This is a genomic window from Qipengyuania sp. NPDC077563 (assembly GCF_044901345.1).
GTDB lineage: Bacteria > Pseudomonadota > Alphaproteobacteria > Sphingomonadales > Sphingomonadaceae > Qipengyuania > Qipengyuania aestuarii.
This window is the reverse complement of record NZ_JBJDPC010000002.1, coordinates 38,332-52,296: the sequence shown is the minus strand read 5'-3', so window position 1 is coordinate 52,296 and position 13,965 is coordinate 38,332. Positions and strand designations below refer to the sequence as shown.

At 60.6% G+C, this 13,965-nt stretch carries 10 protein-coding genes; 6 read left to right on the top strand and 4 right to left on the bottom strand.

Annotation, left to right across the window (positions count from 1 at the left end):
• Window positions 1-58 precede the first annotated feature (58 nt).
• Complete coding sequence (locus tag ACI2I1_RS06075) at window positions 59-1,288, bottom strand: hypothetical protein (RefSeq protein WP_404678384.1); 1,230 nt, start codon at window positions 1,286-1,288, stop codon at window positions 59-61.
• Window positions 1,289-1,482: 194 nt separating this feature from the next.
• Window positions 1,483-2,745, bottom strand: coding sequence for a polysaccharide biosynthesis/export family protein (locus ACI2I1_RS06070; RefSeq protein ID WP_404678383.1), 1,263 nt, complete (start codon window positions 2,743-2,745; stop codon window positions 1,483-1,485).
• 171 nt (window positions 2,746-2,916) lie between these two features.
• Between ACI2I1_RS06070 and ACI2I1_RS06065 the strand changes: the two genes are divergently transcribed.
• The 5 genes from ACI2I1_RS06065 to ACI2I1_RS06045 all read left to right on the top strand — a co-directional run bounded on the left by ACI2I1_RS06065 (window position 2,917) and on the right by ACI2I1_RS06045 (window position 9,301).
• On the top strand, window positions 2,917-3,510 hold the full coding sequence (locus ACI2I1_RS06065; RefSeq protein ID WP_404678382.1) for a heme NO-binding domain-containing protein: 594 nt from the start codon (window positions 2,917-2,919) through the stop codon (window positions 3,508-3,510).
• Window positions 3,511-3,513: 3 nt separating this feature from the next.
• A complete protein-coding gene (locus ACI2I1_RS06060) occupies window positions 3,514-4,920 on the top strand; it encodes a sigma-54-dependent transcriptional regulator (RefSeq protein WP_404678381.1) in 1,407 nt (468 codons plus the stop codon).
• Window positions 4,921-5,051: 131 nt separating this feature from the next.
• Window positions 5,052-5,552 (top strand): hypothetical protein, encoded by a 501-nt coding sequence (locus ACI2I1_RS06055; RefSeq protein WP_404678380.1) that lies wholly within the window; start codon window positions 5,052-5,054, stop codon window positions 5,550-5,552.
• 57 nt (window positions 5,553-5,609) lie between these two features.
• Window positions 5,610-7,892 (top strand): TonB-dependent receptor, encoded by a 2,283-nt coding sequence (locus tag ACI2I1_RS06050; RefSeq protein ID WP_404678379.1) that lies wholly within the window; start codon window positions 5,610-5,612, stop codon window positions 7,890-7,892.
• Entirely contained in the window at window positions 7,889-9,301 is a 1,413-nt protein-coding gene (locus tag ACI2I1_RS06045; protein WP_404678378.1) for a PepSY-associated TM helix domain-containing protein, read from the top strand. The genes ACI2I1_RS06050 and ACI2I1_RS06045 overlap by 4 nt, the downstream gene beginning before the upstream one ends.
• 37 nt (window positions 9,302-9,338) lie before the next feature.
• Here ACI2I1_RS06045 and ACI2I1_RS06040 read toward each other — a convergent pair whose 3' ends face one another.
• Window positions 9,339-10,634: an Nramp family divalent metal transporter gene (locus ACI2I1_RS06040; RefSeq protein ID WP_404678377.1), complete on the bottom strand. Its 1,296-nt coding sequence runs from the start codon at window positions 10,632-10,634 to the stop codon at window positions 9,339-9,341.
• Window positions 10,635-10,806: 172 nt separating this feature from the next.
• A complete protein-coding gene (locus ACI2I1_RS06035; protein ID WP_404678376.1) occupies window positions 10,807-12,690 on the bottom strand; it encodes an ABC-F family ATP-binding cassette domain-containing protein in 1,884 nt (627 codons plus the stop codon).
• A gap of 194 nt (window positions 12,691-12,884) precedes the next feature.
• Between ACI2I1_RS06035 and ACI2I1_RS06030 the strand changes: the two genes are divergently transcribed.
• Window positions 12,885-13,958 (top strand): PLP-dependent cysteine synthase family protein, encoded by a 1,074-nt coding sequence (locus ACI2I1_RS06030; protein WP_404678375.1) that lies wholly within the window; start codon window positions 12,885-12,887, stop codon window positions 13,956-13,958.
• Window positions 13,959-13,965: the final 7 nt, after the last annotated feature.

Below are 13,965 nucleotides of genomic sequence, written 5' to 3'. Positions count from 1 at the left end.
GCGATATAGAGCGCACCGACGAGCCATAGCAGCCACGTGGCGGCTATGGCCCGCCCGATCAGGCGTTCGGCAGGAGTTTGCGGATGATCGGCTGGCGCAGCCATAAAAGCAGAAATCCAAGCAGGGTGAACAGGCTGGCGGCAAGCGCTCCCATTATCGCAAAGACCGGAGAAGGCGCAGAGCGCGTGCGAGGCAGCGAAGGGGATTCCAAGGTCTGGACCAAGGGATAGGATGCGAACGGATCGGATTTGTTCGTATCGAGCCGGGCGAGCGCGGAGCTGAAAACCGCTTCTGCGACGCGCAAATCGCGCATGAGGTCTGCTAGCCGCGAGGCTTGGGCGACCAGATCGTCGGCATCGCGATTTTGTTCACCAATTTGCCGGCGCAATTCGGAAAGTGCGGCCTGATGCCCGCTTCCCCCAGCGTCTCGTTCCGTCAGTGTCGCGAACAGCCGTTCACGCGTATCTGAAACGGCAAGGTCGGTGAAGGCCAGCACCCGTGCTTCGCTCATCCCCGAAACACTGCGGCCACGTTCGGCAAGAGCTCCGCGAAGCGCAGCTCGTTCGGCAGCCAGTTCTTCCATCGACGCATGCGCATCGCCCAGCGTGGCTCCCGTCTCCGAATGCTGGGCCTCAACGACCGCATAGCGCGTCAACAGCTCACGGAATTGGGGGTCGGCTTTCAATTTCATTGCGATGCGCGCCTGACCGAGCGAGATATCGAGAGTGGATGCCAGTCGTCCGGCACCGCCACGACTTTCCGCCAACTGCACACGGCGATCGCGTTCGGATGCCTTGAGTTGATCAAGCGCAGATACGCGTCCCGCAAACTGGTCCAGCGAGACCAGTCCCGTTTCACCCTGAAAGTCGAGCAGGGCCTTCTGCGCCTCATCTACCTTTGCCTCAAGTTCGGCGATGCGTTCTGAGTCCGCATCCTCGCGAGCGACTGCTTCATCGGCCCGAAGCTTTTCGAGAGCAGCGAGAAAGGCCTCCTGCAAAGCAATCATTCGATTTTGCGCAGTATCCGGATCACCGGCCGGCATTTCGACCTCGATGAGATTGGTCTGGTCGATTAGTTTGATACCAGGAACTGGAAAGCTGCCCTCATCTTCTTGTGCTCGCCGTGCTGCATCCCGCAATACAATGTCGGATGCAAGTAGGCGCTTGTAATTTTCGGTCGGGCTGAGCGACGGACTGGAGAAAGCCGACGACGTATTCGTCGTTGCCTGGCCGATCGATTCTAGGTTCAGGGATCCGCCCACACCCGTGCCCGGCAGGATCAGTGTCATTTTGCTATCAAAGCGGTCCGGGGCGAATATGAGATAAGCCAGTGTTACCCCCCAGATCACAAGCAAGGGGCCGGCGAGCGCCACGAAGTATCTCCGATAGCGTCCGACTGATGGCAGACCATCTCGAACCACAACCCAGGCACGCAGCAGAAAGCGCGGAGCAGCCGGAGCTTTGGAATTGAAGGGCGCATGCATCATAGCGCGTTTTCCAGAAGAAGTGCGGGAGTGACGGTACTGACACCCTGCGATACGACGCCGATCGCTTCGGTGAGATTGGTCCACCGGCTGTCGTAGCATGCGATTGCATCGCCCGGCATGAGAAACGGATCGTAATTATCGCGATCGGCTTCGCGGACCAGCTTTTCGATGTCCCGTTCGACTACAACACTTCTGCCATTGATCGGATTACGCGAAATCAACACTGCTCGGCGGTCCGATTGCATGTAGCTCCCGCCGACGCAGTTGGCCGCGACCATCGCTTGCAGCAAACGCGTTCCATAGGGAAGCGAGGTGGTCACCTGTCCAATCGCAGCGCCGGCATTGTTGTTCGCACTACGCGTCAGGTTCGACATGTAAACGCGAATGCCGGGAGGCGTGAGCGGGGTGGGTCGCATGAGCTTCTCGTCGAAACAGCGCCGGCTGGGTACGATGATACGATCTCCGGACGTCACCGAAATATCCTGCGCGCCCCAGCCGTGGACCAAGCCCGACAAATCGAGCTCAACATAAGCACCGTCCCTGACGAGGTAGATTCGCTGAACATCTGCATCCGGGCGCACGCCTCCGGCAGCACGGATAGCTGCCGATACCGAGCGGGAGACATTGGCATCCCCGCTCACATCACCTTCCTTTAAGCCGATCCGGCTTTCTGGGGTGCGCTCACCTGCCCGAACAGCTTTCGCATCGAATACCGCGCCCGCTACGGCGACCGAGACACCGGCAGATTCCACGAGAGAGATGGTGACGGCATTGCGCAGCGGCTTTATCACACCAGCCTCCAGAAGACGTGCCCGCAGAGCTGTTTCAAGATCCAGCAAAGAACCGCCGCCTGCGCGGGTAGGGGGTACCCCACGCAGGCGGACGGAGCCGTCGCTATCGACGACATAGGTACCCGTCAGACCATCCCTGTCTCCAAGCACGCGGATCGAAAGGCGGTCGCCGGGGGCAAGCGGCGGTGTCTGCGAAGCGAACTCTCCGACATTCGCACGCTGGTAAGTTTCCAGTTCACGGGGGACCGCCCACTCACAGGTTGGAGCTCCGCGACCTGTGGGTGTCGATGCAATCCACGCTCCCTCGGGATGGCCAGTGCGCGATCCTGCCGTTTGATGAGGTGCGTAAAGGCTAGCCCGGTGGTTAGAGGGTGCCGGGCCCGACACGCAGGCTGAAGCCAAGAAAGCAAGAGCCAGAACGATGGGTGGATATGGATTGGACGAGAAAGGCACGTTAGATCTCCGCATGGTACGACCGGAGCCTTTCAAAGGTCGTGCCAAACGCAAAATCCTGTGGCCTGGAACGAAAACTGCCGCATTCTGCAAAGAATAAGCTTGCAAATTGCGCGAGGTTTTGTTGCATTTTGCGAATTATAATCGCATATTGCGAAAAAATGCTGTTCCGAAGCCAGTTTTTGCGTGGATCGCCAGCGGGCACGCTTCTTGCATAAAACCAGTGGTGATGAGCAGGAGCGAAACGTGAAGGGTATCATTTTTTCTGAATTAATCGGCTTTCTCGAACTGGCTGGTGGCCCGCTATTTGCGGAGAAGGTTTTGGCCGAGGCAGAATTGGAACACGGAGGCGCCTATACGCGGATCGGCCAGTACCCCTGGCAAGAAGCAGTGCGCGTCGTGAAAGCTGCGTCACGCGAAAGCGGCCACGACTTCGCCGACCTTTGCAATCAGTTCGGCATGTATCTCTTCGAGCGGTTTAGGGTTCTCTATATGGAAATCGTCGGGCGCTATGCGACTGCCGAAGCGTTATTGGCCCACGTGGGTGAGCATATCCACGAAGAAGTCAGGATCCTCTATCCCGATTCCAGCCCTCCGCAGGTCCTTACCCACAACGAAGGCGGGATCCTGCGTATCGAATATGCTTCTCACCGCCCCTTCGCTCATATTGCGCACGGCCTTGTCGCAGGAGCTATGAAGCATTTCGGCGACGAGCGAAAACTGGAATGGATCAACATGAGTGATGACGGAACGAAGGCCGAATTCGCTTTGACAGGATAAGTAATGGCGCAATCCAATATTCTCATCATCGAAGACAGCCCGTCGCTTGCGCTAGGATATGCCGCCCAGCTGGAGGAAGTCGGCTATGGTGTAACGCTTGCGTCGACCCTGGCCGAGGCTCGCGAGGCATTGCAGGGCAGCCGGTTCGCAGCCGCACTCCTTGATTTGCAATTACCTGATGGCGATGGCCTTTCCCTGCTCGAAGAGCGGGACGAGCAATCACCGGCGTTTATCGTCATAACATCGGACGGCTCGCTCTCGCGTGCGATTGCCGCCATGCGTGTCGGAGCCTTCGACTTTCTCGTGAAACCGGTTGCAGGCACAAGGCTGCTTGCAACAGCGCGCTCTGCGGTCGAACAACGCAAGGACGCGAACAAGACCACCGCTTCACCCAGAGCTGAGGATGGTCCAAGATTTCACGGCTTCATTGGTCAGTCACCAGTGATGAAAGAAGTCTTCCGAACTATCGAACAAGTCGCCGACTCGCGAGCTTGCGTATTCGTGACAGGGGAAAGCGGGACAGGCAAAGAAGTCACCGCAGAGGCCCTGCACTCTGCTTCGCGCCGAAGCGACAAGGCCTTTGTGGCAATCAATTGCGGAGCCATCCCCGAGAACCTGCTCGAAAGCGAACTGTTCGGTCACGTAAAGGGCGCATTTACCGGTGCGGTGGAGAACCGGATCGGTGCTGCAAAGGCAGCCGATGGAGGCACGCTCTTTCTCGATGAAATTTGCGAGATGGAACTCAAACTTCAGGTCAAACTGTTGCGGTTTCTGCAAACCGGCATGATCCAAAGGGTCGGGTCCTCAAGGGCCGAACCCGTGGATGTCCGGTTTGTCTGTGCCACCAATCGCGATCCGATGCGCGAAGTGGCCGAGGGACGTTTCCGTGAAGACCTTTTCTACCGATTGAATGTCATTCCCATTCATCTTCCGGCCTTGCGCGATCGTGGCGACGACATTCTCATTCTGGCAGAGCGGCTGACGGCGACGATTGCAGAAGAGGAGCGCCGTCAGGGCGTGCGATTGAGCGCCAATGCCCGTTCCGAAATTCTCAGTTATCCCTGGCCGGGCAATGTGCGCGAACTCCAGAATTCACTGCGCCGGGCAATCGTCACTTCGGGGCAAGATGAGGTGGAGATTGATATCTCTACCCCCAGCAGTTTCGCGGCTACTCGGCCTATCACTCACGAACCCGCGCAGGCGGCGCCGCCTCAGCTGAAGGAGGAAAACCCCCAGCAACTTACACAGGATACTCGCTGGGAAGGCATGACCCTCGCCGAGGTTGAGAGAGTGGTAATCGAAGCCGCCATCAACCGTAACCAGGGAAACATCACCCGAGCGGCACGTGAGCTGGAGGTGAACCCTTCGACGATTTACCGGAAACTCGAGAAATGGGCGGGCTCTTCTTAGTGTAAAAGCTTATTGAGAAGTTACCCCGACCGAAATTTCCAGCCCCACGGCGGACCCCGAAGGACTAAGGTTAAGTCGGTTTGTCGAGGGGTGCCTTCCCTTCGCGGCACCTCCCCGCTAGAGCGCGCGCCGTGCAATCTCGCGCATCTTTGTCCCGGCTGCTGATGCCACTGGCCGCACTGGCTTTCCTCGTGCAGCTGGCGGTTCCCTATGGCTGGATGATCGGTCAGTCCGGGAATGGGCTGGTCGCCCTTACTCCCTGTCCTTCGGCGTCACCGCGGCTTGCGCAGATGGCGACGCCCTCTGCCGGTCACACTGCCCTTACTACCCACGCGAAGCATGGTGACCATGGGGCTCGAGCGGAGCACCATCCACACCAAGCCCACAGTAATTCACCCGTGCACCGTTCGGCTGGTAAGCAAGGCAGCCATGACAAGCACACAGCGCTCGAAAGCGTGGTTTGCGATTTTGCCTCGCTGAGCTTTCCGGCAACGCTTCCCGATCCGCCAGCAGTCGAGCCTGTCGCCCCTGCATCGCCCGAAATCGTTCCGGGCGTCGCCCTTTCCATGGCGCCCGGCCGCGGCCTTGCAGCGCCCCCGCCCCCGTCGACCGGACCACCGCACATAGCCTGACACACAACGCTTCATTCGCCGCGCTTTTGCGGCCCTATGCATTTGTCAGGACTATTCATGATTTCCCATTTCAAAGGCCGCGCGCATCTGGGCGCGTCGGCAATCGTTTTGCTGTCTTCGCCCGCTATTTCCGACACAGGCGAAAGCGCCGCAGATCGCAATGACAACGACACCACCATCGTTGTAACCGGCACGCTCGAAAGCCGCGAAATGCGCACTCTCGACACCCCCGCACTGGGCGTGGCGATCGATGCGGACCAGATCGGCGCGATAAATACGATCAACGCCGAGGACGCGATCCGCTATGCGCCCAATCTGATCGTGAGGAAGCGCTATATCGGCGATGCCAATGCGACGCTGTCGTTCCGCAACATGCATACTACCCAGACCCCGCGAGCACTGGTAACCGTCGACGGGTTCCTGATCTCCGATTTCTTGGGGGCCAGCTATACCACCGCACCAAAATGGGCAGTCCTTGCGCCGACCGACATCGCGCGCGCGGAAATCATCTACGGCCCGACCTCAGCCCGCTATGCCGGCAATTCGCTGGGCGGAACGCTGCGGCTCGAGACCGCACCGACCACGCAGGATGCGGTCCTGATCGGCACACAGAGCTTTTACCAGCACTATGATTATTACGGCACCGAAGAGGATCTGTTCGGGTTCGCCGTCAATGCGCAAGGAGACGTGGCGCTCGGATCGCGCGGCGGCCTGTCGCTTGCCTATCGCCATTTCGAGAATGAGGGGCAGCCGCAGCAATGGCGCACTGTCACACCCGGCACACCTTATGCGGATCAGGCGATCGTGGACAATGCACTGGGCTTTCCGCTGCGGATCGCGGCGCAGGATAGCACGGTCGACAGCGTGGAAGACCAGGTCCGGCTACGCGCCAATTACGATCTCGGCAATGGATGGGAGCTGCGCGGCCTTGCGGCCCTGCTGATCGACGGCGAGAGGACCGACAATCCGAAAAGCTTTCTGCGCGGCAGCGACGGCAGTCCCAGTTTTGTCGGCATTTCCGGCGTCACCCGGGGCCAGGCGCAGAGTACAGAATTGCTGGCCGGGCTCGGCCTTGCCGGCAATCTGGCAGACTGGGACATCGGTCTCACAGTCAGCCGCTTCGAACTGCTCGACGAGCGCGCACGCCAGTCCGACGGGGTCGATGTGGTGTCCGGCATCATCCCAGACGGCGGGATCGTGACCGACGAGGACGCGCACTGGACCAGCGTTGAAGCTTCGGCAGAGCGCGAGCTGGCTGCGCACCGCATCGCGCTGGGAGCGTCCTACGCGGGCTATTTTGGCACGAGCGAAACCGGGAAGGTCAGCGATTGGCGTATCGGCGAGCCCTCAGCGATCCGCAGCGCATCAGGCGGCGAGACTCAGCTGTTCGGCCTTTTTGTCGAAGACCGGATCACGCTTGCCCCGATGATCGAGGCCACGCTCGGCCTGCGTTACGAGAACTGGCGCGCGGACGGCGGCTTCCTCCAGGACGCGGGCAGCCGCGTCGATTACCGCACGCGCACGGACCATGCATGGTCGCCCAAGCTGGCGGTGACGATGCGTCCCGACGCCGAGACGGAGATCGTCGCATCGGCCGCATGGGCCACCCGCTTCCCCACTATCGGCGAACTCTATCAGGCCAGCCTCATCAGCTATGGCCCGAATGTGGGCGAGGTGGACCTCGGCGGCTTCGATCCGGACCTTGCCCCCGAACGCGGGTTCGACCTCCAGCTCACCGCCTCGCGCCGGTTCGACAATGTAAAACTTACGCTCAGCGGTTTCCGACAAGCCGTGGACGACACGCTCTTCGGTCAGACGATCCTCATGCCGAGCGCCGATGATCCCGATGTCCTGGTCAGCCAGTCGCTGATCACCAATATCGGCGAGGTCGAAACGTGGGGCATCGATGCGATCGTGGCCGTTGAGGACATGTTCATGCACGGCTTGTCTCTCGATGCGAATGTGGCATGGCTGGACGCGGTCATCACCGAAAATGCGCTGAACCCGACGCTGGAAGGCAACCGCTTTCCGCGCGTGCCACATTGGCGGGCTAATGCATCACTGCGTTATACGGTGTCGCCCGCGTTCGATCTGGCGGCCAACTGGCGCTACCAGAATACGCCGGACCGCAATTTGGACAACAACGCCAGCTCGCGCTGCGACAGCTATTACTGCGTCTCACCTTTCTCCTTCGTCGATCTGAAATCGAGCGTCCATTTCGATAAGTTCGATCTGGATCTGGGGATCGACAATTTACTCGATGAAAAAGCCTTCGTGTTTCACCCCTATCCGGGGCGCACTTTCGTGATCGGCCTTAGCTGGAACGGAGGTTTGTGGTGACGCTTGGCATCGCCAATAGCGGCGCAGCTGACGCGCGGCAGGAGAAATGGTATCGCACGGTCTGGCGATGGCATTTCTATGCCGGGCTCTTCACCATGCCCTTCATTCTCTGGCTGTCGTGTACCGGGGCGCTCTATCTGTTCAAACCGCAGATCGAGCGCTGGATCGACAGCCCTTACAACAATCTCACGATCACCGGTGCGCCGCTGGCGCCCTCGGTGCTGGTCGAGCGGGCGGAGGCGGTGGTGCCGGGTTCGGTTCTCCATCGTTTCATCCTGCCCGAAGAAGCCGACGACGCGCAACAGATCGTGGTCGGCGTGGGACCGGACGAAACGCGCGTGTATCTCCATCCGCATACCGGTGAAGTGCTGAAAAACGTGGGCGAGCAAGACCGCTTCATGCGCGTGGTTCTTCACCTGCACGGTGAGCTAATGATGGGCCGCTGGGGATCCGTACTGGTCGAACTGGCGGCCAGCTGGACGATCGTGATGCTGATCACCGGCCTGTTTCTGTGGTGGCCACGCGACAGCAACGGCCTGGGCGGCGTGCTGTATCCACGGCTAAGCCGGAGCGGGCGCAACTGGTGGAAGGATATCCACGCGGTCATCGGGATGTGGGTCACGCTGTTCGCCGCCCTGCTGATCTTTACCGGGCTGCCCTGGGCGCAAAGCTGGGGCAATTATCTCGCGACCATGCGTGAAATGACCGGCCAGGTCGAAGGGCCCGTCGACTGGTCGCGCGGTTCGGATGCCGAGCGGGAGGAACGTGCCGCGCTCGACCGCCACGCCCGCGTTTCAATGGGCGCCCATGCCGCGCATCATGGCATGGGAACGATGGGCGGCATGCAAGCCGCACCGTCCATGGCGGCGCAGCTCGATCGCGTCGTGCCGACCGCGACCAAGCTCAACCTGCCGGCCCCGGTCGAGATTACGCCGCCTGTGACTGCCAGCGGACCCTGGAAAGCGGTGTCGAACACGGCCAACCGCCCACAGCGCAGTACGGCGGAAATCAAGGGCGAAACAGGTGCTCTCATCGGCCGGGTCGATTTTGCGGAGCGGCACTGGATTGATCGCGTGGTCGGCTATGGAGTTGCCTGGCATGAGGGCGCTCTATTCGGCCTTGCCAACCAGCTCTTCGCGCTCGCGATCCTTATTGCCTTGGTCACGCTATCGCTCTCCGGCGCTTTAATGTGGTGGCGCCGCCGCCCCGATGGCCGCCTTGGGGCGCCTGCACCCAAGGGGATCATCCGGCACAGCTGGCTCCTGGTCGCTCTCACCGTCGTGCTGGCTTTCGTGGTGCCACTGTTCGGATTTAGCCTGGCCTTGGTCATCTTGATCGAGCGCTGCGGGCGGAGAAGCTCGACGGTGCAGAGCTTCTTCGGCCTTCGAAGTCCTTCGGTGAACGTCTGAGCCGACTGGACGAGGTACAACAGGCTGGCGGGGCGCATTACCCCGCCAGTTTCGCCACCTGCTGGACTGCCAGGACGATGAACAGGATCGCCGAACCGGCCAGCGTAATATTGGCGATCACGCCATTTCGAGCCTCGGCCGGGAGGCGTTCCGAATTGTTGAGCATCAGCAGTGTGATCGCGAGGAATGGCATGAACAGCGCCCCGAAGGCACCATAGATGATGACAAGCAGAAACGGACGATCTGCGAATAGCAGCACCATCGGAGGAAAGGTCAGCCAGGCAAGATAGAAGCGATAGGCCCCGGTTCCCTCGTGACCGCCCTCCCCGCGCCCTTTCAATTGATACCACCAGTCGGAAAAGAACAGGCTCATGCCCTGCCAGACACCCAGCAGGGAAGAGATGGACGTGGCGGCAAAGCCCACGAGAAACAGCGTGGCAATCGTTTTGCCGAAGCGTTCTTCCAGCACATCGGAGAGTCCAAGCAACCCTTGGTCGCTGTCTTGCAGCGCGATGCCGGCAGAATACAGGAGTTCGGCGCCCACGATCAGCATGGCCACCACGAAGATGCCGGTAATCACATAGGCGGCCGAATTGTCGAACCGCATCATCGGCATCCACGGTAAGCCGCGCCAGCCCTTGGCCTGCGTCCAGTAGCCATAAGCAGCCGTGGTGATCGTGCCGCCAACGCCGCCGATCAGGCCTAGCGTGTAGAACAGGGAACCTTCGGGCAAGGCAAAGGCCATGCCGCCCGCGAGATCGGGAAGGCTCGGGCTCACGAGGATTGCCAGGCCGACCATGATGACGAACATCAATCCGACCAGGAGTTTCATCACGGTTTCGAAGGTTTCGTAGCGATTGAACCATACGAAGAGGAAACCGAAGACACCGGCAATCATCGCCCAATCGCGTAGTGGCAAGACAGGGAAGAGTGCGGTCAGCGGCAGGGCAGTCGCGCTCATGGCTGTCGCGCCGTAGATGAAACCCCAAATGACGACGTAGATACCGAAATACCAACTGGTCCAGCGGCCAAGCGAGCGCCACCCGGCAAGGATGGTCGATCCTGTGGCAAGGTGATACCGCGCCGAGCCTTCGGATAGCGCAATCTTCACGATGCAGCCGACGACGGCAGCCCATAACAGCGCGTAACCGAAGCGGGAGCCAGCGATCAGCGTGGCGACCAGGTCGCCCGCACCCACGCCAGTTGCCGCCACGACGATACCTGGCCCCATATGGCGCCACATCCGGCGCCGGGACGGCGGAACAGGCTCCCGGCCGGCTCGCTCCATACTGCCCGCGTTCTGCGCTGCTGCGGCCTTGCCGGTCATCATCATGAAATCCTGTCCCCCTCACCCGTTACTGCTCGGCAGCTTTATGTCCTGCGCACGCCCAGAAGCTGCAAGGCTACGGGGAGATAGATGGATTGGCGACAATTTTCCTGTATCGCCGGTGCCTTGCGTGGCCGCTTCAGAGCGGTCTTCGTTTTCCGCAGTGTTCAGCAGGGTGTCAGCCGTTCTCGATCGCTTCCAGCGCGGCTCCTGCCTCAAGCCACGCTTCCTCGGCCTGAGCGAGACGGTCTGCCACTTCGGCCCGCGTTCTCAGGCAATCCTGCATCTTTTCACCGTCCTCGCCGAAGCCCGTCGCGCTATGTTCAAGAACCAGTCCGTCGAGCTTCTCCAACTCGGCAGTCAGACGCGTCACCGCCTTTTCTGCCTTGTCCAATTCCGATTTCGCAAAGCGGATCTGGCCACTTGCGTTTGTCTTGCCCGCATTGCCGGAGGGATCCTTGCCGCCGTTGCTTCTTGGGCCCTTCTCTTTCTTCGGCTGATTTCGGCCCAGGATGAAATCGATGTAGTCCTGCACGCTGCCGGCATATTCGCGCGCCGTCCCGCCATCCACCAGGATAAGCCGGTCCGCCGTCAGTTCGACCATGTGGCGATCGTGGCTGATGAGGATAACCGCTCCCGAATAGTCGTTCAGCGCCTGAATCAGGGCCTCACGCGCATCGACGTCTAGATGGTTCGTCGGCTCGTCCAGAATAAGCAGGTGGGGCGCGTCGCGTGTGATCAACGCCAAGGCGAGCCTCGCTCGCTCGCCCCCTGAAAGCTTGTCCACGCGCGTCTGCGCACGCGGGCCGGAAAAGCCGAACCGACCTAGTTGCGCGCGCACCGCGGCCTGCGCAGCCCCATCCATGGCGCGGTTCATTAGGTCGAGCGGAGTGTCTTCGCCGGCAAGCTCTTCCACTTGATACTGCGTGAAATAGCCTACCTTCAACCGACCGGGGGCATTCACCTCTCCTTCTGCGGCCGTGAGCTGAGATGCCAAAAGCCGCGCCAGAGTCGTCTTCCCGTTACCGTTGCGGCCAAGCAGCGCGATCCGGTCGTTAGCCTCGATCCGGAAGTTCAGCCGCCGCAATATCGGCGGGGCTTCACCATAGCCCACCGCCGCCTGCTCGATAGTAATCATGGGCGAGCGAAGGTCTTCCGGGTTCGGAAAGTCGAAACTGAGACTGGGATCTTCCATCAATGCGGCGATAGGCTGCATGCGGGCGAGCATCTTCGCGCGGGATTGGGCCTGCTTGGCAGTCGATGCCCTTGCGCTATTCCGCGCCACATATTCCTGCAGCTTGGCCCGCTGCGAATCTTGCGAAGCCTTGGCCGCCGCAAGTTGCGTAGCACGTTCCGCCCGCTGTTTTTCGAAAGCATCATATCCGCCCGCATACAGGGTCAACTGGCCGGCCTGGAGGTGCAATATGTGATCGACGACTTTGTTCAGAAGGTCGCGTTCGTGGCTGATCACCACCAACGTGGCTGGGTAGGACTTCAGGAAGTTTTCCAGCCAGAGCGTCGCTTCGAGATCGAGATGGTTCGAAGGTTCGTCCAGCAACAGAATGTCGGGCTCGGAGAAAAGCAGCGCCCCCAGCGCGATGCGCATTTTCCAGCCACCGGAAAAGCTGTCGACCGGTCGCTGCTGCATTTCTTCGTCGAAGCCCAGACCATTCAGGATCTTCGCCGCTCTGGCGGGAGCGCTATATGCGTCGATGGCCAGCAGCCGCTCATGAACATCGCCCATCCGGTCCATGTCGGTACATGTCTCGAGTTCGGCCAGAAGTTGCGCCCGTTCCGTTGCAGAGGCCAGAACCACCTCTTCGGGAGTCATCGAACCGTTCGGCGCTTCCTGCGCAATGTAGCCGATCCGCGCGCGCGACGGCTTTGAAATCTCTCCGTCGTCAGGCTCGATCTCACCGATCAGCGCCTTCATGAGCGTAGATTTGCCCGCCCCGTTCCGACCGATCAGGCCCACGCGGGCGCCGACCGGCACGGTCGCGCTAGCGCGTTCGAGAATGGCCCGGCCGCCAAGCCGCACTGTGACACCGTCGATGGTAAGCATGGCCGGCCCCCTAACAGTCTATTCGCTCTCGCCCAACGGAAATACGCGTGGGGGTTCGGTGCAACGTCTAGATCGGCAATCCTAAACGCCTTCAGGCCAGATGCAGGAATTTCCCCCTTTCCCTCCGGGAGCGTTCGGCGGAAAACACTTTCCCGCGGGTTCCCAACTCGTCCAGACTGCCTAGAAGGCCTGGGATGGAAAACAAACGCGACTGGCTCAACTGGGCGATCGGAAGGATCGAAGCGGATTTCAACCGCTCGGCGGATACCCACCTCATTCCCCTGCCCGTTCCGGCCCTGCCCGATATCGCAATCTATCTGAAAGACGAGTCCAGCCATCCGACCGGAAGCCTGAAGCACCGGCTGGCCCGCTCCCTGTTCCTGTACAGCCTGTGCAATGGCTGGATCGGCAAGAACACGGCCATCGTGGAAGCGTCGAGCGGATCGACAGCTGTCTCGGAGGCCTATTTCGCCCGCATGCTGGGCCTGCGCTTCATTGCGGTAGTGCCGCGCTCGACCGCCAAGGCCAAGATCGACGCGATTACCTTCCAGGGCGGCGAGTGCCACTTTGTCGACCGCCCCTCGGAAATCTATGAGGCCGCACAGTCGCTCGCCGATGAATTGAACGGTCACTACATCGACCAGTTCACCTATGCCGAGCGCGCCACCGACTGGCGCAGCAACAACAATATCGCCGAATCCATTTTCGCGCAGATGGCCCAGGAACCCCACGCCGTTCCGCGCTGGATTGTCTGCGGCGCCGGTACGGGCGGCACGTCGGCAACCATCGGCCGCTACGCCCGCTACCACCGGCACGACACACGGTTGTGTGTCGCCGACCCCGAAGGATCGGTCTTCCACCGCCATTGGTCCGATCGCTCGGTCGATCGTATCGAGCATTCGTCCGGCTGTATCGAGGGCATCGGCCGGCAACGGGTCGAGCCAAGTTTCCTGCCCGATGTGGTCGACCGGATGGAAGTGGTCCCGGACGTCTGCTCGATCGCTGCTGCCCATGAGGTCAGCAAAAGGCTAGGGCGCAGATGCGGCGGCTCGACCGGGACGAATGTGTGGGCATGCGCCAAGATCGCAGCCGAGATGGCGGAACGGGGCATGACAGGATCGATCGTCTCGATCCTGTGTGACGATGGCAGCCGCTACGCCGACACGATTTTCGACAATGCCTGGCTTGCGGATAACGGCCTCGACATCGTACCGCAGCAAAAGAAAATAGCGCATTTCTTCGAGACAGGGACCTTCGCGGCCGGCTAGGCCTGTC

What these genes read in the sequence shown, in the direction of transcription:
- ACI2I1_RS06075 (WP_404678384.1), bottom strand. Translation starts at nt 1,288, where the DNA reads ATGACACTGATCCTGCCGGGCACGGGTGTGGGCGGATCCCTGAACCTA.
- ACI2I1_RS06070 (WP_404678383.1), bottom strand. Translation starts at nt 2,745, where the DNA reads ATGCGGAGATCTAACGTGCCTTTCTCGTCCAATCCATATCCACCCATC.
- ACI2I1_RS06060 (WP_404678381.1), top strand. Translation starts at nt 3,514, where the DNA reads ATGGCGCAATCCAATATTCTCATCATCGAAGACAGCCCGTCGCTTGCG.
- ACI2I1_RS06050 (WP_404678379.1), top strand. Translation starts at nt 5,610, where the DNA reads ATGATTTCCCATTTCAAAGGCCGCGCGCATCTGGGCGCGTCGGCAATC.
- ACI2I1_RS06040 (WP_404678377.1), bottom strand. Translation starts at nt 10,634, where the DNA reads ATGATGATGACCGGCAAGGCCGCAGCAGCGCAGAACGCGGGCAGTATG.
- ACI2I1_RS06035 (WP_404678376.1), bottom strand. Translation starts at nt 12,690, where the DNA reads ATGCTTACCATCGACGGTGTCACAGTGCGGCTTGGCGGCCGGGCCATT.
- ACI2I1_RS06030 (WP_404678375.1), top strand. Translation starts at nt 12,885, where the DNA reads ATGGAAAACAAACGCGACTGGCTCAACTGGGCGATCGGAAGGATCGAA.